The sequence below is a fragment of the Microbacterium sp. PAMC22086 genome (genome assembly GCF_019443525.1).
Lineage (GTDB): Bacteria > Actinomycetota > Actinomycetes > Actinomycetales > Microbacteriaceae > Microbacterium > Microbacterium maritypicum.
This window is the reverse complement of the sequence record NZ_CP080380.1, coordinates 218,681-238,004: the sequence shown is the minus strand read 5'-3', so window position 1 is coordinate 238,004 and position 19,324 is coordinate 218,681. Positions and strand designations below refer to the sequence as shown.

19 protein-coding genes and 3 tRNA genes are annotated in these 19,324 nt (G+C 69.2%); 14 read left to right on the top strand and 8 right to left on the bottom strand.

What is annotated here, in order from left to right:
• Positions 1-843: a transposase gene (locus KY497_RS01175; protein ID WP_219869614.1), complete on the top strand. Its 843-nt coding sequence runs from the start codon at positions 1-3 to the stop codon at positions 841-843.
• Between the two features lie 58 nt (positions 844-901).
• On the opposite strand, the gene KY497_RS01170 is transcribed toward KY497_RS01175, so the two are convergent.
• From KY497_RS01170 to KY497_RS01155, 4 genes are all read right to left on the bottom strand, one after another.
• A complete protein-coding gene (locus KY497_RS01170; RefSeq protein WP_219869613.1) occupies positions 902-1,837 on the bottom strand; it encodes an aminoglycoside phosphotransferase family protein in 936 nt (311 codons plus the stop codon).
• A gap of 116 nt (positions 1,838-1,953) precedes the next feature.
• Positions 1,954-2,026 (bottom strand) — tRNA-Phe (locus KY497_RS01165).
• Positions 2,027-2,095: 69 nt separating this feature from the next.
• Positions 2,096-2,169: transfer RNA gene (locus KY497_RS01160), tRNA-Asp, on the bottom strand.
• 27 nt (positions 2,170-2,196) lie between these two features.
• Positions 2,197-2,269 (bottom strand) — tRNA-Glu (locus tag KY497_RS01155).
• A 209-nt stretch (positions 2,270-2,478) separates the two neighbouring features.
• On the opposite strand from KY497_RS01155, the gene KY497_RS01150 reads away from it, so the two are divergent.
• Positions 2,479-3,855 carry a M23 family metallopeptidase gene (locus KY497_RS01150; RefSeq protein WP_052748611.1) on the top strand — a complete coding sequence of 459 codons (1,377 nt, stop codon included), beginning with the start codon at positions 2,479-2,481 and terminating at the stop codon, positions 3,853-3,855.
• 72 nt (positions 3,856-3,927) lie between these two features.
• On the opposite strand, the gene KY497_RS01145 is transcribed toward KY497_RS01150, so the two are convergent.
• Positions 3,928-4,419 carry an inorganic diphosphatase gene (locus KY497_RS01145; RefSeq protein ID WP_017204665.1) on the bottom strand — a complete coding sequence of 164 codons (492 nt, stop codon included), beginning with the start codon at positions 4,417-4,419 and terminating at the stop codon, positions 3,928-3,930.
• Positions 4,420-4,502: 83 nt separating this feature from the next.
• Positions 4,503-5,168, bottom strand: coding sequence for a TMEM175 family protein (locus KY497_RS01140; protein WP_258185795.1), 666 nt, complete (start codon positions 5,166-5,168; stop codon positions 4,503-4,505).
• Positions 5,169-5,244: 76 nt separating this feature from the next.
• On the opposite strand from KY497_RS01140, the gene tilS reads away from it, so the two are divergent.
• Positions 5,245-6,237, top strand: a complete 993-nt coding sequence (gene tilS / locus KY497_RS01135; RefSeq protein WP_219869611.1) for a tRNA lysidine(34) synthetase TilS — start codon at positions 5,245-5,247, stop codon at positions 6,235-6,237.
• A gap of 63 nt (positions 6,238-6,300) precedes the next feature.
• On the opposite strand, the gene KY497_RS01130 is transcribed toward tilS, so the two are convergent.
• Complete coding sequence (locus tag KY497_RS01130; RefSeq protein WP_141387566.1) at positions 6,301-6,897, bottom strand: DUF937 domain-containing protein; 597 nt, start codon at positions 6,895-6,897, stop codon at positions 6,301-6,303.
• Positions 6,898-7,029: 132 nt separating this feature from the next.
• Between KY497_RS01130 and hpt the strand changes: the two genes are divergently transcribed.
• The 10 genes from hpt (at position 7,030) to KY497_RS01080 (ending at position 15,770) form a co-directional block, all read left to right on the top strand.
• Positions 7,030-7,581 (top strand): hypoxanthine phosphoribosyltransferase, encoded by a 552-nt coding sequence (gene hpt / locus KY497_RS01125; protein ID WP_017831480.1) that lies wholly within the window; start codon positions 7,030-7,032, stop codon positions 7,579-7,581.
• A gap of 73 nt (positions 7,582-7,654) precedes the next feature.
• Complete coding sequence (gene ftsH / locus KY497_RS01120; RefSeq protein WP_017831481.1) at positions 7,655-9,655, top strand: ATP-dependent zinc metalloprotease FtsH; 2,001 nt, start codon at positions 7,655-7,657, stop codon at positions 9,653-9,655.
• Position 9,656: 1 nt separating this feature from the next.
• The gene (folE, locus tag KY497_RS01115) at positions 9,657-10,265 is read left to right on the top strand and encodes a GTP cyclohydrolase I (protein ID WP_055869750.1); all 609 of its coding nucleotides are present in this window, start codon (positions 9,657-9,659) and stop codon (positions 10,263-10,265) included.
• Complete coding sequence (folP, locus tag KY497_RS01110; RefSeq protein ID WP_055876839.1) at positions 10,265-11,074, top strand: dihydropteroate synthase; 810 nt, start codon at positions 10,265-10,267, stop codon at positions 11,072-11,074. Before folE ends, folP begins: the two co-directional genes overlap by 1 nt.
• A gap of 32 nt (positions 11,075-11,106) precedes the next feature.
• Complete coding sequence (folB, locus tag KY497_RS01105; RefSeq protein WP_141387570.1) at positions 11,107-11,502, top strand: dihydroneopterin aldolase; 396 nt, start codon at positions 11,107-11,109, stop codon at positions 11,500-11,502.
• The gene (folK, locus tag KY497_RS01100; RefSeq protein ID WP_141387572.1) at positions 11,499-12,038 is read left to right on the top strand and encodes a 2-amino-4-hydroxy-6-hydroxymethyldihydropteridine diphosphokinase; all 540 of its coding nucleotides are present in this window, start codon (positions 11,499-11,501) and stop codon (positions 12,036-12,038) included. The genes folB and folK overlap by 4 nt, the downstream gene beginning before the upstream one ends.
• Positions 12,035-12,517 (top strand): DUF3180 domain-containing protein, encoded by a 483-nt coding sequence (locus KY497_RS01095; protein WP_055869757.1) that lies wholly within the window; start codon positions 12,035-12,037, stop codon positions 12,515-12,517. The genes folK and KY497_RS01095 overlap by 4 nt, the downstream gene beginning before the upstream one ends.
• On the top strand, positions 12,468-13,049 hold the full coding sequence (locus KY497_RS01090; protein ID WP_055869760.1) for a PH domain-containing protein: 582 nt from the start codon (positions 12,468-12,470) through the stop codon (positions 13,047-13,049). The genes KY497_RS01095 and KY497_RS01090 overlap by 50 nt, the downstream gene beginning before the upstream one ends.
• Positions 13,046-15,088, top strand: a complete 2,043-nt coding sequence (locus KY497_RS16855; RefSeq protein ID WP_219869610.1) for a PH domain-containing protein — start codon at positions 13,046-13,048, stop codon at positions 15,086-15,088. The genes KY497_RS01090 and KY497_RS16855 overlap by 4 nt, the downstream gene beginning before the upstream one ends.
• Positions 15,078-15,770 carry a DUF2520 domain-containing protein gene (locus KY497_RS01080; protein WP_055876848.1) on the top strand — a complete coding sequence of 231 codons (693 nt, stop codon included), beginning with the start codon at positions 15,078-15,080 and terminating at the stop codon, positions 15,768-15,770. Before KY497_RS16855 ends, KY497_RS01080 begins: the two co-directional genes overlap by 11 nt.
• 49 nt (positions 15,771-15,819) lie before the next feature.
• On the opposite strand, the gene KY497_RS01075 is transcribed toward KY497_RS01080, so the two are convergent.
• Positions 15,820-17,697 carry a DUF2207 domain-containing protein gene (locus KY497_RS01075; RefSeq protein WP_219869609.1) on the bottom strand — a complete coding sequence of 626 codons (1,878 nt, stop codon included), beginning with the start codon at positions 17,695-17,697 and terminating at the stop codon, positions 15,820-15,822.
• An 80-nt stretch (positions 17,698-17,777) separates the two neighbouring features.
• On the opposite strand from KY497_RS01075, the gene lysS reads away from it, so the two are divergent.
• Positions 17,778-19,310: a lysine--tRNA ligase gene (gene lysS / locus KY497_RS01070; protein WP_055876852.1), complete on the top strand. Its 1,533-nt coding sequence runs from the start codon at positions 17,778-17,780 to the stop codon at positions 19,308-19,310.
• Positions 19,311-19,324: the final 14 nt, after the last annotated feature.

Here is a 19,324-nt window from a genome sequence, read left to right as displayed (position 1 = left end):
ATGGTCGGTCCCACGTTCGAGGAGATCGCAGCCGTGCTGTACTCCGACGCCCCGGAATCGTTCGTGGCGTCGCGCAAGGCCCGGGCGGGGGAGGCTGATCCGGAGCTCGCCTCCCGGATCCTCGCTCTCAGGAAGCCGTCGATCGCGGCCTGGGTGGTGAACGTGTTCGCGCGCGAGCGGGCGGCACAGCTCGGGGAGGCGCTGGAGCTCGCGCGAGAGCTTCGCGAAGCCCAGGACGACCTGGACGCCCCGGCGCTGGCGAAGCTGGGACGGGAACGCCGTGCCCTCACCCGGCGGCTCGCTCAGGCCGCAGGAGAGCTGGCCGCAGCGCGCGGGGAGCGCGTGACGCCGTCGACGCTCGAGGCGGTCGAGCAGACCATCTCGGCGGCGTTCTTCGATCCGGCGGCGGCCGCAGCTGTCGCTTCCGGCCGACTGCTGCGGGCTCTCGATCCCTCGGCCACGGCGAGCGAGATCCGTGAGGCGGTGGCGGGCGACGTGCCCGACCGCGAGCCGGCGCCTCGACCTCCGACGGATGAATTGCAGGCGCGACGGGCGCGCCGGGACGCCGAGCGGGCGATCGCGGCGGCGGAGAAGGAGCACGCGGTCGCGGAGCGCGAACTCGCACGGCGGGATGCGGCGCTGCAGAGGGCGCGAGCGCACATCTCGGAACTCTCGGACCGGACCGCCGAACTCGAGGCCGAGCTCGCCCGCGCCCGCGCCGATGCCGAGCGCGCCGAGGCCGAGGTGTCGCGCGTAGAGGAGGAGCGCGCCGCCGCGGCTCAGCGAAGGGAAGCGGCGGCGCGCGATCTGGAGCGGGCGCGGGAGGCCGCGGAATCGCTGTGACGACGACGGGGCCTTCCACCTCGCGAGGAGCGCTCGACGCGAACCCGTTTCGGTGCGTTCACCGCATGTCGGAGCTGTGGGCGGCGAGGAGCGCATCGTCAACCAGCTTCGCTGCCGCGCTGATGGCGGGCTGACCGTCTTCGATGTCCCACAGGGTGTTCTGCAGCAGGCGGGCACGGGTCCAGGCGGCAGCGCGGTGGCGGTCGAGGTCGAGCATCTCGGTGAGGATGTCGAAGCGACGCCGTACGAGCCGGGGTGCATCGGCGCGGGCGGGATCGTCGCTCCATCCGCTGTCGAGCGCGGGCCAGAGGTCGAATCCGGGATCGCCGACGAGCGGCTCCGGGTCGATCGCCAGCCAGGGTTCGCGGTCGGCTGCGAGCACGTTGCCGTAGTGCAGATCCCAGTGCAGGAGACGGTCGCCGGTGTCGTCGGCCACCGCCGACACCGTGTCGACCCATCGGTCCAGCCGGGACCGGTCGTCGTCGTCGAGCACGCGCGCTGCCGCAGGAGCATCGTCGATCATCTCGGCGGTGACCGTCGCGAGCCGGGGGAGCCCGTCCGGGGCGGCCACAGCGTGCAGGCGTGCGAGGAGGCCACCGACCACGCGAACGGCAGCATCGTCGTCTTCGACGGTCTCCAGAGCGCGGTCCCCATGGAGGCGTTCGAGCAGCATCCCTCCGCGGTCGGCATCACTGTCCAGCAGGCGGACGATGCCGGCTCCCTGCCAACGGGTGAGGCCGATGATCGCAGCCGTGGTCTCGGCGCGGGGGACCTGCAGCTTCAACGCCGCGGGCGTTCCATCGGCACGGCGCACCGGAACGAGGACCCCGGCCTCTCCCGATCGGACCGTGCCTTCAGGGCGGAGCTCCCACCGCTGCAGCAGGTCCAGCGCGACGGCTGACACCTGGGCCGCCCATTCGCGCGTCGTGTCGTCCCGGGACCGGAAGCCTCGGAGGACTTCGACCGGGATGACGGACGACTGCTCTGAACGCATACGGACCAGTTGATCACAGGGCGTCGGTGGAAAGGTCTCGCCCGCGGGCAAAGCAAAACCCCCGCCATGTAGAAGCTAGGCGAGGGTTTCTGGAGTGATTGTAACGATCACTCGTGTGGCTCCGACCGGCATCGATCCGGTGACCTTTCGATTTTCAGTCGAACGCTCTACCAACTGAGCTACAGAGCCGCGCGACCGGCGAACCTGTCGCGTCCTAGACGAAGAGCCCTCTCCGAAGAAAGAGCTCGTCGCACGGAGCGACCCTGACGGGACTTGAACCCGCGACCTCCGCCGTGACAGGGCGGCACGCTAACCAACTGCGCTACAGGGCCATACTTGTTTAATTATATCGGAAGGTGTGACCCCAACGGGATTCGAACCCGTGCTACCGCCGTGAAAGGGCGGCGTCCTAGGCCGCTAAACGATGGGGCCGAGTCAGTCCCGGGGGACTTCCTTGCCGACGCTCAAGCATAAGGGATGTTTCAGGCAAATCGCGAATCGAGGGCGCGGCGCCGCAACCCGGGCGTGTTTCCGGGGCACGATCGAGGGGTCGGTGGAGGGCGGAGGAGCGGCCGTGCTCCTGGTGCGGATGTGAAAGTTGTTGTTACTGTGGCAACTGTGAAACCGGCGGAAGGGGCCGTGTGAACGACAAGATCACGCTGGATGCTGCGGTCGCAGCAGCGTCCGAGGACTGCGGCTGCGCGCCCACTCCCACAGAACGCCGCGCCTTCGGTACGACAGGCATCAGTCGTCGAGGAGCCCTCGGCATCGGCGCGCTCGGCGTCGTGGCGCTCAGCGCCTTCGGCATCACCAACGGTGTGAGCGCCGCGTATGCCGCCACGTACCCGAGCTGGGATGACGTGCAGCGAGCGAAGAACAACGAGGCGGCCAAGGCTGCCGAGGTCTCGCGTATCGAAGGGCTGATCCAGTCCCTCACGCAGAAGGTCGCCGAGACGCAGGCCGCGGCGAAGGTCGCATCCCAGGAGTTCTACGACGCGCAGCAGGCGTACTTCGCCGCAGCGACCGAAGCCGACACCCTGCAGGCGAAGGCCGACGAGCAGGCTGCGGTCGCCGACAGCTCTGCCCGCAAGGCGGGACAGGTCGCCGCGCAGCTCTATCGCAACGGCGGCGACGACACCTCCATGGAGCTGTTCTTCGCCGGGTCGGCGAACAACGCCGATGAGCTGCTCGCCCGCCTCGGCACGATGGACAAGCTGCTCGAGTACAACCAGTCGGTCTACGACAAGGCTGTCGCCGCGCGAAACTCCGCGCAGTCGCTCAGCGATCAGGCCGTCGTCGCTCGCAACGAGCGCGACCGGCTGCAGAAGGTCGCCGAAGAGAAGATGGTCGTCGCGCAGCAGGCGGCGGAAGCAGCTCAGGCTGCCCTGGACGAGCAGTCCGCGAACCTCGCCACCATGCAGGCTCAGCTTGCGGCCCTCAAGGACGTGACGACCCAGACCGTGGCCGGCTACCAGGCCGGTGTCGAAGCCGAGGCGAAGGCCCGTCGCGAACGCGAAGCGGCCGAGCGTGCTGCCGCAGCTGCGGCCGCCGCTGCCGGCGGTGGCGGTGGAGGCGGAGGCGGTGGCGGAAGCCAGGGCTCCGGCGGCTGGTGCCGTCCGCACGGCGGCGGGAAGAGCTCGGGCTACGGCCCTCGCTCCGTGCAGTGCGGCTCCCAGGGCTGCTCCTCGTCCTTCCACTACGGAACCGACTTCGCCAACGGCTGTGGCTCTCCGATCTACGCCGCGAACTCCGGGACCGTCGACTATGCAGGCCCCAACTCCGGTTACGGCAACTACATCCGCATCCAGCACGGCGGCGGCATCGGCACGGGCTACGCCCACATCCGCGACGGCGGCATCCTCGTCCGTTCGGGTCAGCGCGTGAACTCCGGCCAGGTCATCGCATATGCGGGCAACACCGGCCGCTCGTTCGGCTGCCACCTCCACTTCGAGGTCTACGTCGGCGGTCGCCCCGTGAATCCCGTCGCGTTCCTCGGCGATCGCGGAGTGTCGGCCTGAGCCGCTCCCTCCTGACATGAAGAAGACCCCCGGCCGCTGAGCGGAACCGGGGGTCTTCTGCGTGCGTGAGGGTCAGTGGCCCTGCTCGCCGAAACGGACGATCGCCTCGTCGAGGATGCGCTGCGCCTCGGCGGCGTTCCCCCACTCGTCGACCTTGACCCACTTGTTGGGCTCGAGGTCCTTGTAGTGCTCGAAGAAGTGCGCGATCTCCTTCTTCGTGTACTCGGCGATGTCGTCGATGTCCTGGATGTGGGCCCAGCGCGGGTCCTTGGAGAGCACGGCGACGAGCTTGTCGTCTCCGCCGGCCTCGTCGCTCATCTTGAGCACGGCGACGGGGCGGACCTCCACGACGACGCCCGGGTAGATGGCGTGGTCGAGCAGCACGAGCACGTCGAGCGGGTCGCCGTCCTCGCCGAGCGTGTTGTCGAAGTAGCCGTAGTCGGCCGGGTAGCCGAAGGTCGTGTAGAGCACGCGGTCGAGGTGTACTCGCCCGGTCTCGTGGTCGACCTCGTACTTCACGCGGCTGCCGCGCGGGATCTCGATGACGGCGTCGTGTGCGCCCATGCGTGTGCTCCTCAGGAAAAGTTCGGTTGGATGCCGCGGACTAGCCTACCTGCGGCACTCGCACGCTCGGAGGCCGTGATCGTTCAGGATCCTGCGTCGACGGGTGGGGCACCGTCTTCGTGCGACCGACTCCGGAACAGACGATTCAGCACGCGGCTCATCGGATCGCTCAGAAGCAGCAGGAGGAGTCCGTAGTACCCGTTCGGAGAGGCTGCGACCGCGATGACGAGGGCGGCGCCGAAGAGGACGATGGCGGCAAGGTCGCCGATAGCCCCCAGACGGATGGTCTGGGTCGACACGGTGCTGAGCTCGCGATGACGCGCCAGGTAGAGCCAGCCGGCGAGGGTGGTCACCTGCGTCATGATCAGCGTTCCGATGTAGACCACGGCCTGCAGAGCGTCGGTGTCCATCTGTCCGATCATCGCCGTGGGAACCGGCAGCCAGACGATCGTCGCCATCCAGGCGACGTTGATCCACAGCAGCGGTCCCGTGGTCCACTCCACATCGCGGTACTGGCGGTGATGCCCCATCCAGAAGGTCGCGATGAGAAGGAAACTCAGCCCGAAGCTGAGCAGCTGACCCGAATGCTCGTTCAGGAACTCGGCCGTGCTCATGTGACCGGACGCGGCCTCGGAGACCGACTCCATCAGCGGGAGGATGAGCAGCGTCATCGCGATGGCGACGACGGCGTCGACGAACGCCTTGAATCTCTCGGTCCGGAAGGGGAGTGCACGCGTGTTGTCGGTCACGGCGTCAGGATAGCCCCGGACGCCGCTGCGCACGGCGGCGGGCACGCGGATCGGAGGATTGCCCTAGCGTGGAATCGTGCCGTCACTTCCTCCCGCCATCGCCGAGATCCGCCTGGCCGTGCGCACCGCGCTCGCCGCGCTCCCCGAGGGATCGACGATCATCGTCGCTCTGTCCGGTGGAGCGGACTCACTCGCGCTCGCCGCAGCCACCGCCTTCGAGGCCTCGAGACTCGGTCTCCGCGCGGCGTCATTGACCGTCGATCATGGTCTGCAGGACGACTCCGCAGAGGTCGCCGCTCGCGTAGCGCGCACCGCCGCCGAGCTCGGCCTCGACCCCCTCATCGTGCGCGTCGACGTCGCGGGGGAGGGCGGCCCCGAGGCTGCCGCCCGCGACGCTCGCTACGGGGTGCTGCGCGATGCGGCCGCAGATGTGCGCGCCGCAGCGGTGCTGCTCGGCCACACCCTCGACGACCAGGCCGAGACGGTGCTCCTCGGACTCGCCCGCGGATCCGGCGCCGCGAGTCTGCAGGGGATGGCCCCGGTGCGGGAAGACGACGACGGCGTGCGGTGGGTGCGACCGCTGCTCGGTGTGCGGCGGGAGACGACGAGGGCATTCTGCGCGGCGTCCGCGCTCGACCCCTGGGACGACCCGCACAACCTCGACGACCGCTACGCGAGGGTCCGGGTGCGCGAGCGCGTGCTCCCTGTTCTCGAGGCCGAGCTCGGCCCTGGCATCGCCGAGGCCCTCGTGCGCACGGCCGAGCAGCTGCGGGAAGACGCCGAGGCGTTCGACGAGATGATCCAGGAGACGATCGAAGACATCGTCGAACACGCGGAGGCGGGAATCTCGGTGAGCGTGGCAGCGCTCGCCGCCAACCCTGCGGCGCTGCGCAACCGCATCATCCGTCTCGTCGTCGACAGCGAGTTCGGGGTCAGCCTCACGAGGACGCAGACCGTCGAGGTCGCGCGACTGGTGACCGACTGGAGCGGTCAGGGACCGATCGACCTGCCAGGGTGCTCGGCCGTTCGTCACGGCGGGCGCATCGTCTTCACCGCATCCGGCCGCTGAGCGCGTCTCGTCTCGAACGCTCTCCGCGTCCGTACCCGACGGCCGGATGGGTGGAGTGAGGTCTTACTTCTTTCCGCCGAGGAGGCCGCCGAGGATCCCACCGAGGTCGATGCCGCCGCCGGAGCCGCCGCTGTTGCCGCCACCGAGCAGCCCGCCGATCACGTCGCCGATGCCGCCCGACGCGCCGCCCTTGTCGTTGCCGCCGAGGAGGCCGCCGATGAGGTCGCCGATGCCACCGGAGCTCTCGGCTCCGGCATCGGCCTTCGCCGTCTTGTCCTTGTTCGCGTTGGCGATGAGGCCCATCACGATGGGGGCCAGGATCGGAAGGAGCTTGCCGAAGTCGATGCCGGGGGTCGCCTTCGACTCCGTGAGCTCCTTCGTGACCTCCTTCTCCTTCGATCCGAGGATGTGCGCGACGATCCTGCCGCCGTCCGCCTGATCGATGTCGTCGACCTTCGAGGCACCGGAGCTGCCCTCGTGCTTCTTGAGCGCGTTCCGGATGGCGGCGGAGCCCTCATCCGTCTGCGCGTTCTGGGCGAGCCCGCCCAGCAGCACCGCGCCGCCCTGCTCGACCGCGACCTTGGCCTCGTCGCGCGAGACGCCCAGCTTCTCGGCGATGTCGTCGATCGGCACCTGCGTGAGGATGTCGTCAAGAGCCATGGTGAATCCTTCCGTCGGGGCGTCCGCCCACATCACCGCTCACAGTAGTGCGGATGCCGCGCGAGGGGGAGATGCCTCCCCGATCGACGAACCTGGGACCGAGCATCCGATCGCGTCGCCTAAAATCGATCCATGCGCGCCGCGGAGATCCAGGACGACCTTGCACAGATCCTCGTCACAGAGGAGGAGATCCTTGCCAAGCTCGACCAGCTCGCGGCGCAGGTCGCCGAGGATTACGAGGGCAAGGACCTCGTCCTCGTCGGGGTGCTCAAAGGCGCCGTCATGGTCATGGCCGACTTCGCGCGGGCGCTGCCGTTCCACGCACCGATGGACTGGATGGCGGTCTCGAGCTACGGAGCGAGCACCAAGTCGAGCGGCGTGGTGCAGATCCGCAAGGACCTTGACACCGACCTCAACGGCAAGCACGTCCTGATCGTCGAGGACATCATCGACTCCGGCCTGACCCTCAGCTGGCTGCTGGAGAACTTCGGATCCCGCGGAGCCGAGTCGATCGAGGTGCTGGCGCTCCTGCGCAAGCCCGAGGCCGCGAAGGTCGTCATCGACTGCAAGTACGTGGGCTTCGACATCCCCACCGATTTCGTCGTCGGATATGGCCTCGACTACGACGAGCGTTACCGCAACCTGCGCGATGTCGCGGTGCTCGCGCCACACGTCTACAGCTGACGCCGGCGCCACGCTACGCCGTGGGTGAACGCACAGCGGCCCCCTAGGGCGCGCGCGATACGCTGATCCGATCATGGATGTGAAGAAGCTCACCCGGAATCCGCTGATCTACGTCGCGCTGATCGGCGTGCTCCTGTTCGGCGGTTTCCTGTTGATCTCGAATCTGGGCGCGCCCAAGCAGATCACGACGCAGGAGGGGCTCAAGCTCCTCTCCGGCACCACGGTCACCGAGGTCGTGAACACCGATGGCGATCAGCGTGTGGACATGACGCTCTCCAAGCCGTTCCAGGGCTCGGAGAACGTGCAGTTCTACTACGTCGACGCGCGCGCCGACGAGGTGGTCACCGCGATCAACGAGGCGGCTCCGAAGGACGGCTTCAACGACGCCGTCCCGCGCGCGACCTGGTTCGACGGCTTCCTCTCGCTCCTCCTTCCCCTCGTGCTGCTGGGTCTGCTGTTCTGGTGGCTGCTGTCGTCGATGCAGGGCGGTGGCGGCAAGGTCATGCAGTTCGGCAAGTCCAAGGCCAAGCTCGTCAACAAGGAGACCCCCACCGTCACCTTCGCCGACGTGGCCGGTGCCGACGAGGCCATCGAAGAGCTCCATGAGATCAAGGAGTTCCTCCAGGACCCCGCGAAGTTCCAGGCCATCGGAGCCCGCATCCCGAAGGGCGTGCTGCTGTACGGCCCTCCCGGAACCGGCAAGACGCTCCTCGCCCGCGCCGTCGCCGGCGAGGCCGGAGCCCCCTTCTACTCGATCTCCGGTTCCGACTTCGTCGAGATGTTCGTCGGCGTCGGTGCCTCGCGCGTGCGCGACCTCTTCGGCCAGGCCAAGGAGAACGCGCCGGCCATCATCTTCATCGATGAGATCGACGCCGTCGGTCGACACCGTGGCGCCGGCATGGGCGGCGGCAACGACGAGCGCGAGCAGACCCTCAACCAGATGCTGGTGGAGATGGACGGCTTCGACCCGAACGCGAACGTCATCGTGATCGCGGCGACCAACCGCCCGGACATCCTCGACCCCGCACTGCTGCGCCCCGGTCGCTTCGACCGTCAGATCGGCGTCGACGCGCCCGATCTCAAGGGCCGTCAGAAGATCCTCGAGGTGCACAGCAAGGGCAAGCCCCTGGCGAAGAGCGTCGACCTCGAGGTCGTCGCCCGCAAGACCCCTGGATTCACGGGTGCCGACCTCGCGAACGTGCTCAACGAAGCCGCTCTGCTCACCGCGCGCTCGAACGCGCAACTGGTCGACAACCGTGCCCTCGACGAGGCCATCGACCGTGTGATCGCCGGCCCGCAGCGCCGCACCCGCGTGATGCGGGACAAGGAGAAGCTGATCACGGCGTACCACGAGGGCGGTCACGCGCTCGCCGCCGCTGCGATGAACTACACCGACCCCGTGACCAAGATCACGATCCTGCCCCGCGGCAAGGCCCTCGGCTACACGATGGTGCTGCCGCTGGACGACAAGTACTCCGTCACCCGCAACGAGCTCCAGGACCAGTTGACCTACGCGATGGGTGGCCGCGTCGCGGAGGAGATCGTGTTCCACGATCCGACCACCGGTGCCTCGAACGACATCGAGAAGGCCACCTCGATCGCCCGCAAGATGGTCATCGAGTACGGCATGACCGCCGAACTCGGTCCGGTGAAGCTGGGGACGGAAGGCGGCGAGCCCTTCGCCGGCCGCGACATGGGTCGAGGCCGTGAGTACTCCGAGACGATCGCCGAGCGGGTCGACACCCAGGTCCGCGCGCTCATCGAACAGGCCCACAACGAGGCGTACGAGGTCATCAGCGCGAACCGCGACATCCTCGACAAGCTCGCCCTCGCGCTGCTCGAGGAGGAGACCCTCGACCACAACCAGATTGCGGAGATCTTCACCGAGATCAAGAAGCTCCCCGAGCGCCCGCTGTGGCTCTCGAGCGAAGGACGCCCCGTGTCCGAGCGCCCTCCGATCGAGGTTCCGAAGAAGGACGTCTCGCTCGCGGCATCGGTCGAGGCTCCGGCCAGCGCGCCGCGCACGCAGCAGGGTTCGGCGGGAGCCGGGAACCCGCGCCCCGCGACGGCGTGACGTGACGGTCGACAGGCAACGTGTCGAACGGCTCACGAGAGAGCTGCTCGAGGCGATCGGCGAGGACCCGGACCGACCGGGGCTGAAGCAGACCCCGTCGCGCATGGCGGAGCTGTATTCCGAGTTCTTCTCGGGCGTCGGTGAAGACCCGGCCGAACCGCTCGCTCGCACCATCAGCGTCTCGCGCGGTCCCGCCCCCGACACCCTGCCCTCCGGTGCGGTGCTGCTGCGCGACATCCGTTTCCGTTCCGTCTGCGAGCATCACCTGCTGCCGTTCGCCGGGCATGCGCACATCGCCTACCTCCCCGGCGAGCAGGTCGTGGGACTCGGAGCGCTCGTGCGCGTCGTCGAGATCCTCGCTGCGCGCCCCCAGGTGCAGGAGCGCCTCGGCGAGCAGATCGCCGACACCATCGCGGAGCACCTCGACACCCGGGGCGTGCTGGTGGTGCTCGATGCCTCGCACGGGTGCGTGACGATGCGCGGCGGCCGGCAGACCGAGGCATCGACCCTCACGATCGCGGCGCGCGGCGAGTACACGGACGCCGTCGCCAGGGCGGAGCTGATCACGCTGATCGGCGCGTCGGTCCCTCTCGGGGCGACGGCGCGCTGATGACCGGCATCTGGGGCATCGTCAACGTCACACCAGACTCCTTCAGCGACGGCGGGCGTTATCTCGACGTCGATCGCGCGGTCGCCCATGCACTGCGGCTGCGGGCCGAGGGCGCAGCAGTGCTCGACGTCGGCGGAGAGTCGACCAGACCCGGTGCCGACCGCGTCGGCGACACGGTCGAGCAGCAGCGCGTCATCCCCGTGATCGAGCAGCTCGCCGCCGCAGGAGTGCCCGTCAGCGTCGACACGCTCAGCGCCTCGACTGCGGCCGCGGCCGTGCGGGCCGGCGCCAGGATCGTGAACGACGTCTCCGGAGGGCTCGCCGACCCCGACATGCGTGCGGCCGTCGCGGAGTCCGGGGCCGACTTCGCGATCGGGCACTGGCGTGGCTTCTCGGCCGACATGTACGCGAAAGCGGAGTACCGGCGGGTCGCGCGTGAGGTCGCCGGCGAACTGCAGGAGCGCATCGGCGAGGCTGCGGCCTCCGGAATCGCCCCGTCGCGCCTCATCGTCGACCCCGGCATCGGGTTCGCGAAGGCGGGTGGGCAGAACTGGGATGTGCTGCGGGGACTCGACGAGATCGTCGCCCTGGGGCCGCGAGTGCTCATCGGCACCTCGCGCAAGCGGTTCCTCGCCGAGGTGCTGCGTCACGAGACCGGCCCCGACGAAGAGGTGTCGGAGTCTCGGCGCGATCTCGCGACCGCCGTCACCAGCGCTCTCGCGGTCAGGGCAGGAGTCTGGGCCGTGCGCGTGCACGACGTGGCATCCACGCGTGATGCCCTCGCGATCGCACACGCCTGGGAAGGCTGAGGCGTATCGGGGCGGCCCCGTACGCTAGAGGCATGCAGTCCCTCGACGAGATCGTCCTCACCGGTCTGACCGTGTTCGGTCGTCACGGCGTCTTCGACCACGAGCGCCGGGACGGACAGGACTTCACGATCGATCTGCGTCTGCGGCTGTCGCTCGCGAAGGCCGCAGACTCGGACGAGGTGACGGACACGGTGCACTACGGAGAGCTGGCCGAGAAGGTCGCCGCCGCGGTGGCCGGTGAACCGGTGAATCTGATCGAGACGCTCGCCGAGCGCATCGCCGCCGTGGGTCTCGAGGACCGGCGGGTGCAGGAGGTCGTCGTGACCGTGCACAAGCCGTACGCGCCGATCCCGCTGAACTTCGCCGATGTGGCGGTCACCATCACCCGCCGCCGCACGACCGACGCGATGGAGGACACGACCGCATGAGCCGCAACCTCACGAACCCGCCCGACATGCCGGGGCCTCGCCCCGGACGCCCGGAGACCACCGCGGTCGTCGCGCTCGGCGCGAACCTCGGGGAGCGTCACAGCACGATCAGGGCGGCCGCCGAGAGGATCGCCCGGCTGCCGCTGGTGAGTGGGGTGCGCCTCTCCCGGCTGTTCGAGACCGTGGCCCTCCGTCTCGACGGCCCCGACCCCGAAGCGCCCGGATACGTCAACGCCGTGGCGCTGGTCACCACGCGCCTCGCACCCGAGATCCTTCTCGGGATGCTGCACGCCATCGAGGACGAGAACGGCCGGGAGCGCCGTGAGCGCTGGGGCGACCGCACCCTCGATCTCGACCTCATCGCGTATGACGGCGTGCTCTCCGACGAACCGCGTCTGCAGCTGCCGCACCCTCGGGCCGCTGAGCGGCTCTTCGTGCTCGATCCCTGGTTGGACCTCGACCAGGACGCGGTGCTGCCCGGTCGGGGCAGAGTCGCCGACCTCGCAGCCGAGTTGCGCGCCCGGGGCGAGGGATGAGACGCACCTCTGCAGGCGTGCTCGTCGTCCTCGCGCTGCTCTCCGGTGCCGGCGGCTTCCTGCTCGATCACCTGCTGACCGCGTCGGGCCGCATCACCTTCACTCCGTCGCTGCTGCTCCCGGTGCTCCTGCTGTTGATCGCCGCGGCATCCCTCGGCGTCGCCTGGCCGGTGCGCCGGAGCGTGCGATCGGGTATCCGCATCGATCCGTTCCGTGCGCTCAGGGCGGCGACGCTCGCCCGGGCGTCGAGCCTGCTCGGCGCCATCATGGCGGGCTTCGGAGGCGGGTTGCTCGTGTTCCTCGTGTCGCGTCCCGTGGTTCCGCAGGTAGGGTCGACTGTGGCCATGCTGGCGCTGATCGGAAGTGCGATCGTCCTCGTGATCGCCGCGCTCGTCGCCGAACAGTTTTGCACCCTGCCGAAGGATCCTGATGACTCAGAACCCAGAGACCGCGCCCCTGAACTCGGCGGAGGGCACTGACCTCGACGCCCTCGACCGGGGGACCTACACGCAGCTGCGCACGGCACGCAACGAGGCCCGCCTCGAGCTCGACGGCACGTGGCACCAGATCTCGCCGCGCTACGTCGTCTCGCAGATCCTGCAGAACGTGATCTTCATCGTGCTCGTCGTCGTCGCCGCCGTCGTGCTGAACATCGTGCTTCACCAGCAGTGGGTGTGGATCCCCGCCGGGATCATGCTGCTCATCACCGTGTTCGCGCTCATCATCCTCCCGCGGCAGGCGAAGGCGATCGGCTACATGCTCCGCGCCGACGACATCGTCTTCCGCAAGGGGATCCTCTGGCAGCGCATGATCGCCGTGCCTTACGGCCGCATGCAGTTGGTCGACATCACTCAGGGGCCGCTCGATCGCGCGTTCGGCATCGCCCAGCTCAAGATGGTCACGGCCGCCGCGACGACCGGTGTGCAGATCCCGGGCCTCACCCAAGAGGCGGCCGAGGCGCTGCGCGACACGCTCATCCACGTCGCCGAGACTCGCCGGACAGGCCTGTGAGCGAGCAGCAGCCCCCTCTCGCGCCGAGCGCTCAGGCACCCGTCGGCGGGGAGGCCTCCGAGACGCTCGCGAACGGCGAGTGGCACCGGATGCACCCGCTCACCCCGCTCTTCAAGGGCGGGCTGGCGCTGATCATCATCGCGGGTATCGTCATCGCGAACATGCGGGACCGGCTCATCGCCTGGGCCGTGGCGCTGTTCACGCCCGAAGAGGCGCACTACGGCGACTACGGCGGCGCCGACCCCGTCGACTGGGTGCTCTCGAACAACCTGATCCTCGTCGCGCTGCTCGGCGTGCTGGGGCTCGTGGTCGTGCTGGTGCTGATCTTCTGGTTCGTCTGGCGCTTCCAGCAGTTCCGGATCACCGGAGATCATGTCGAGGTCCGCAAGGGCATCATCTTCCGTTCGCACCGCCGCGCGCCTCTCGACCGCGTGCAGGGCGTCAACCTGACCCGTCCGTTCCCCGCTCGCATCATCGGACTCGCCAAGCTCGAGGTCGTCGGCGCCGGCAACGACGCGAACGTCGAGCTCGAGTACCTTGCGACGCCGCGGGCCGAGGCCGTGCGCGCCGACATCCTGCGCCTGGCTTCCGGGGCACGCGCGGCGCGCGATGCCGCACGGAACCCGGGCGCGTCAGCGGCCGCATCGGCGTCCGCTCGGGCGCAGCTGGTCGGATCGATGAACGCGGGGGTGAACGATCTCATCTCCGGTGTCGATCTCGCCGACGTGGTCCCGGAGAGCGTCGTCAAGATCCCGACCGGCCGGCTCGTGGGATCGCAACTGATCTCGGGCCTGCTCTGGTTCGTGTTCTTCGGAGCGATCTTCGCGGTCGCGATGGGCAGTGCGCTGATCGGCATGCTGGCCGACGGCTTCACCGACGGCGGCATCGTTATCCTCGGGATGGGCCTCGGCATGGGTGTGCCCATGGTCATCGCCGTGGTCGGTATCACCTGGGCGCAGATCTCGAAGTCCCTCCGCTACTCGATCGCGCCGACCCCGGACGGTGTGCGGATCACCTACGGTCTTCTCACGACCGTGACCGAGACCCTTCCGCCCGGACGCATCTTCGCGGTGGAGGTCTCGCAGTCGCTGCTGTGGCGCCCGTTCGGCTGGTGGACGATCAAGATCAACCGGATGAGCGGCAAGAGCGCCGCTCAGCAGTCGTCCGGGAGCGGGCAGCAGTTCAACGTGGTGCTGCCGGTCGGCAAGCGCGCCGACGTCGAGCGAGTGCTCGCTCTGGTGCTGCCCGACGTGCCGGCGGAGAGCATCCCGTTCCTCTGGGAACAGGGCATCGTCGGCCCCGCAGACGGCGACACCTATCGCACGATGGCGCGGCGCGCGCGGTGGCGGCGTCCGTTCTCCTGGAAGCGTCATGGCTACCTGGTCGCCGACTTCGGTCTGCTGCTGCGCCGCGGGAACGTGTGGCGCAAGCTCGCGGTGTTCCCGCTGGCACGCCTGCAGGGCGTCTCCCTCAGCCAGGGACCGATCGATCGGGCACAGCGGGTCTCCCGCGCGCAGGTGCACACCGTGCCCGGTCCCATCACCGGATACCTCTCGGGGTTCGAGCGGGCGGACGCGCTGGCGCTGATCGACGAGGTCAGCCTCGCTGCCGCCGAGGCGGCCTCGCGCGACACCACTCACCGGTGGAGCGCGCACACCGATGCGGCAACGGTGGCCGCTCCTACGGCCCCGCCCGCCTACACCGGCCCGCCGCCGGTCTTCCCCGTCCCCGTGCAGACGGCTCCGCCTGCACCGCCGGTTCTCCCGTCTGCTCCTCCGGTTCTTCCGGCTGCACCGCCGGTCGGGCCGACCGCGGGTGCTCCCATGACGCCTCCTGCGCCCCCGGTAGCTCCTCCTGCGCCCCCGGTCATGCCTCCGGCGACTCCGCCGCAGGCTGCTCCCGCGAGTGCTCCTGTGGCGCCCCCGGCCGCGCCACAGGTGACGCCTCCACCGGCACCTCCGGTCGCACCCCCGGCTGCGGCGGACACCCCTCCCGCACCCCCGCTGCGGCGGCGGAGGAGGAGCGACGATGACGCGTGACGGTCGCCTCGGCGTCGGCATCATCGGCGCAGGGCGCGTCGGGCCGGTCGTCGGTGCGGCGCTCGGAGGCGCGGGGCATGCCGTGATCGGGATCACCAGTGGATCCGACGACGAACGCGCCTCCGCCGTGCTTCCTGATGTGCCGGTGCTCGAGGCCCTGGAGGTGGTCCGTCGAGCAGAACTCGTGGTCATCGCCGTCCCCTCCGAGCAGCTGCCCTCGTTGGTGGCGGGCATCGCCGAGGTGGGAGGCTGGCAGGTCGGTCAGCTCGTGCTCCACACCGATCCTGCGTACGGCATCGAGGTGCTCCGCCCAGCGGCCGAGCGCGGAGCGATCCCCCTCGCCGTGCATCCTGCGATCACCTTCACCGGGACCTCGATCGACCTTCGACAGCTCCAGGCCGGGTTCGCCGCGGTGACGGCTCCAGCCGCCGTGCTGCCGATCGCTCAGGCACTCGCGGTGGAGATGGGGTGCGAGCCCGTCGTGATCGCCGAGACCGATCGCGCGGCATACGCGGATGCCATCGCGACTGCGACCGAGTTCTCACGCTCGATCATCGGACAGTCGACCGCACGGCTGCGGGAGATCGGCGTCGAGAACCCTGGTGGCTATCTCTCGGCACTGGTGCAGTCGACCGTCGAGCGGGCGCTGCGCGAAGCCTCCGACGCGCCGCCGCTGATCTGAGAGCTCCTCCTCTCGACCCGCGTCGCACGCCCGGTCGCGGAAGATGGGCTCAGCGTCCGCCGGAGAACCCTCCGCCGCCGCCCCCTCCGGAGAAGCCGCCGCCGAACGATCCGCCGGCGCTCGACGACGTGCCCGAAGAGGCGGCCGAATACGTCGCGGCCGAGTGGGACGAGGCCACGAACGTGGCGAGCTGCGCCCGAAGCGCGAACGATGCGGGATCGCCGATCCAGGATGCTCCGCGCTGGGCCGTCGTATAGGCCTTCTCGAGCACATCGCCCCATTCGTCCTCCATGCCGAACAGGATGGCGTAGGGGAGGAGCCTCTCGTAGACGTGGATGACGTCGGCGGTGCCGTCGGCTCTTCGCTCAGCCCCGCTGTACGACTGCAGCATGCGCAGGCGGTCGGCGTCCGCGACGCGGATGAACTCCTTCACCCCCTGCAGATATTCGTACGTGCGGGCGCCCTCGGCGGTGAGCACGGTGTGCTTCGAGAAGGCGTAGAGGCTGGAGAGGAGCACGAGGAACGTGCCGAACGCGATCACGACGAGGGCGGGAATCGCCGACCGTCGTCCGCTGGCCGCGCTCCAGATCCCGAACCCCAAGCCGAAGACCGCGATTCCGATCGCGCACCACTGCAGGATCATCGCACCTCGGCTGCGCACCTTCTCGGTGAGTCCGCGGTTCCGGGCCGCGGTCGTTCCGCTGTGCTGGAGCGCGGTCATGCGAGCGGCGAAGGCTTCGTCGGCGGCGGGGAGATCGACCACATCGTCGGTGCCCGCATCGGCGAACAGCGCTTCGAGGGCGTCGACGTCCAACTGGTCGGGGATGCGCGCTCCGGGCAGACGGCGCAGCCGCGGGTCTTCGTCTTCGCCTCCCTCCTCGATGCGCAGCACGCCGCGCACGGCGAGGTGCACGATCTCGGCCGGGATCACGTCCTTGGCGCCGGGAACCACGGCGGCGGCGAGCAGCGGCGGCAGCGCATCCGGCACGTCGTACTGGGCGACCACGATCCCCGTGGCGACGCGCCGTCTGCGCGTGAACGCCGACACGGCCGCCCAGCTGCCGACGGAGAGCCCGAGAGCGCCCACCGCCGCCACTATCGGAGTGATGTCGGCGACCGGGTCCGGAGTGCGGGCGAGGGGTTGGGCGACGGCATCGGGGTCGAGGCCGATGGCGACGGTCACGCCGTCGCCGGCCGGGCGCGCGCCCGACTCGACGCGGAATGTCGCGACACCGCCGTCGGTGGTCGGGCCTTCCAACTCGCACTCGTCCGTCGAGCCGGAAGGCCCGGTGTAGCACCGCGTGGCTCCGTTGAGCTCCGCGCTCAATGCGGGGTCGAACACGACTTCGGCGCGGAAGCGGTCGATGGGCTGCGTGCTGTCGAGGGGGAGCAGATCCCAGTAGAACTCGTCGGCCGGGGGAGCGGATGATCCCGCCGATGGAGCGGTCGCGAGGATCACATCGCGCATCTCGTACTCGATCACATAGGTCGTGAGCCCTCGCACGAAGTCATCGTCGTTGCCCGTGAGCACGTAGAGGAGGCCGTCTTCCTCGTCGGTCTCGTACGGCACGTCTGCGCCGTTCTCATCGGTCACCGACAGGACCGAGGTCTCGGTGCTCGCCCCCTCGTACGACGTCACGAGTCCGCGGACGATGCCGTGGTTCTGGTCGAAGTCCGGGAAGTCGGCGACCAGGGTCTCGGTCACCCGCATGCGAGCACGGCCCTCGTCGTCGAGACCGATCTCGTAGACGGCATCCCACGAGCTGTAGGAGAAGTCGTCGACATCTGCCGCAGCGGCCGGATGCGGCGCGGCGGCGACCGACGATGCGGACCCGCCGGGCGCTGCCAGAGCTGCTGCCGGGGCGAGGACCGCCGCCATCGAGAGCGAGAGGGCGGCGAACGCGCGGAGGATGCGGGTGTGGGCCATTCTTCGAGGCTACCCAGCGCGTGCCGAGGAGCGGCACGCCGCCTCGGTAAACTGGGAGGGACTTCCAAGGAGCCCCGCACATGACTGACGCGTCCGCCGCGCCCGAATCGGCCTCGACCGACTCTTCCCTCGAAGAGGACGTCCACGAACAGAAGGCCGTGCGTCTCGCCAAGCGCGAGCGCCTGATCGAGAAGCGGGCGGACGCGGGCGGCGGGGCGTTCCCGGTCGGCGTGCCCGTGACGCACACGATTCCCGCGCTGCGCGCCGAGTACGGCGAGCTCGAGGCGGGCGCCGAGACCGGCGTCATCGTCGGGGTCGCGGGTCGGGTGGTGTTCAGCCGCAACACCGGCAAGCTCTGCTTCGCCACACTGCAGGCGGGTGACGGATCGCGCATCCAGGCGATGATCTCCCTTGCGAACGTCGGCGAGGAATCGCTGGCGAACTGGAAGGAGTACGTCGACCTGGGCGACCACGTGTTCGTGCACGGCGAGGTCATCTCCAGCCGCCGCGGCGAGCTGTCGATCATGGCCGACGACTGGACGATCGCGGCCAAGGCGATCCTGCCGCTGCCCAACGCCTACTCCGAGCTCAGCGAGGAAGGACGCGTGCGCAGCCGCTACCTCGACCTGATCGTGCGGGAGCAGGCGCGCAACACGGTGCGCGCCCGGGCCGCCGTCAACGCGAGCCTGCGTTCGACCTTCACGAGCCACGACTACCTCGAGGTGGAGACTCCCATGCTGCAGGTGCAGCACGGCGGGGCCTCCGCTCGCCCGTTCATCACTCACTCGAACGCGTTCGACACCGAGCTCTACCTGCGCATCGCACCGGAGCTCTACCTGAAGCGCGCGGTGGTCGGCGGCATCGAGCGCGTCTACGAGATCAACCGCAACTTCCGCAACGAGGGCGCCGACTCCACGCACAGCCCCGAGTTCGCGATGCTGGAGGCCTACCAGGCATACGGCGACTACAACCAGATGGCCGCGCTCACGCAGGAGCTCGTGCAGAACGCGGCGATCGCGGTCGCCGGGTCCACGACCGTGACCTGGGCCGACGGCACCGAGTACGAGCTGGGTGGCGAGTGGGACCGCATCTCGATGTACGAGTCGCTCTCCGCCGCCTCGGGTCGCACCGTCACCCCTCAGGACTCGGTCGAAGACCTGATCGCGTTCGCTCAGGAGAACGACGTCGATCTGCCGCCGCAAGCCACTCACGGCAAGCTCGTCGAGGAGCTGTGGGAGCACTTCGTGAAGGGCGATCTCGTTCGCCCGACGTTCGTGATGGACTTCCCCGTCGACACGTCGCCCCTGGTCCGTGAACACCGCTCGATCGCGGGCGTCGTGGAGAAGTGGGACCTGTACATCCGCGGTTTCGAACTGGCGACCGGGTACTCCGAGCTCGTGGACCCTGTGATCCAGCGCGAGCGCTTCGTCGAGCAGGCCAAGCTCGCAGCCCGCGGTGATGTCGAGGCGATGCCGGTCGACGAGGAGTTCCTGCGGGCTCTCGAGCACGGTATGCCGCCGTCCGGAGGAATGGGCATGGGAATCGATCGCCTGCTGATGGCCATCACCGGCCTGGGCATTCGCGAGACCATCCTCTTCCCCCTGGTCAAGTAGCCCGATCCGTTCCG

Coding starts and splice junctions, on each gene's coding strand:
- folB (WP_141387570.1), top strand. CDS start 11,107: ATGCAGTCCCTCGACGAGATCGTCCTCACCGGTCTGACCGTGTTCGGT.
- KY497_RS01170 (WP_219869613.1), bottom strand. CDS start 1,837: ATGCGTTCAGAGCAGTCGTCCGTCATCCCGGTCGAAGTCCTCCGAGGC.
- KY497_RS01090 (WP_055869760.1), top strand. CDS start 12,468: ATGACTCAGAACCCAGAGACCGCGCCCCTGAACTCGGCGGAGGGCACT.
- KY497_RS01080 (WP_055876848.1), top strand. CDS start 15,078: ATGACGCGTGACGGTCGCCTCGGCGTCGGCATCATCGGCGCAGGGCGC.
- KY497_RS01175 (WP_219869614.1), top strand. CDS start 1: ATGGTCGGTCCCACGTTCGAGGAGATCGCAGCCGTGCTGTACTCCGAC.
- KY497_RS01075 (WP_219869609.1), bottom strand. CDS start 17,697: ATGGCCCACACCCGCATCCTCCGCGCGTTCGCCGCCCTCTCGCTCTCG.
- hpt (WP_017831480.1), top strand. CDS start 7,030: ATGCGCGCCGCGGAGATCCAGGACGACCTTGCACAGATCCTCGTCACA.
- folP (WP_055876839.1), top strand. CDS start 10,265: ATGACCGGCATCTGGGGCATCGTCAACGTCACACCAGACTCCTTCAGC.
- KY497_RS01095 (WP_055869757.1), top strand. CDS start 12,035: ATGAGACGCACCTCTGCAGGCGTGCTCGTCGTCCTCGCGCTGCTCTCC.
- folK (WP_141387572.1), top strand. CDS start 11,499: ATGAGCCGCAACCTCACGAACCCGCCCGACATGCCGGGGCCTCGCCCC.
- KY497_RS01145 (WP_017204665.1), bottom strand. CDS start 4,419: ATGGGCGCACACGACGCCGTCATCGAGATCCCGCGCGGCAGCCGCGTG.
- ftsH (WP_017831481.1), top strand. CDS start 7,655: ATGGATGTGAAGAAGCTCACCCGGAATCCGCTGATCTACGTCGCGCTG.
- lysS (WP_055876852.1), top strand. CDS start 17,778: ATGACTGACGCGTCCGCCGCGCCCGAATCGGCCTCGACCGACTCTTCC.
- KY497_RS01130 (WP_141387566.1), bottom strand. CDS start 6,897: ATGGCTCTTGACGACATCCTCACGCAGGTGCCGATCGACGACATCGCC.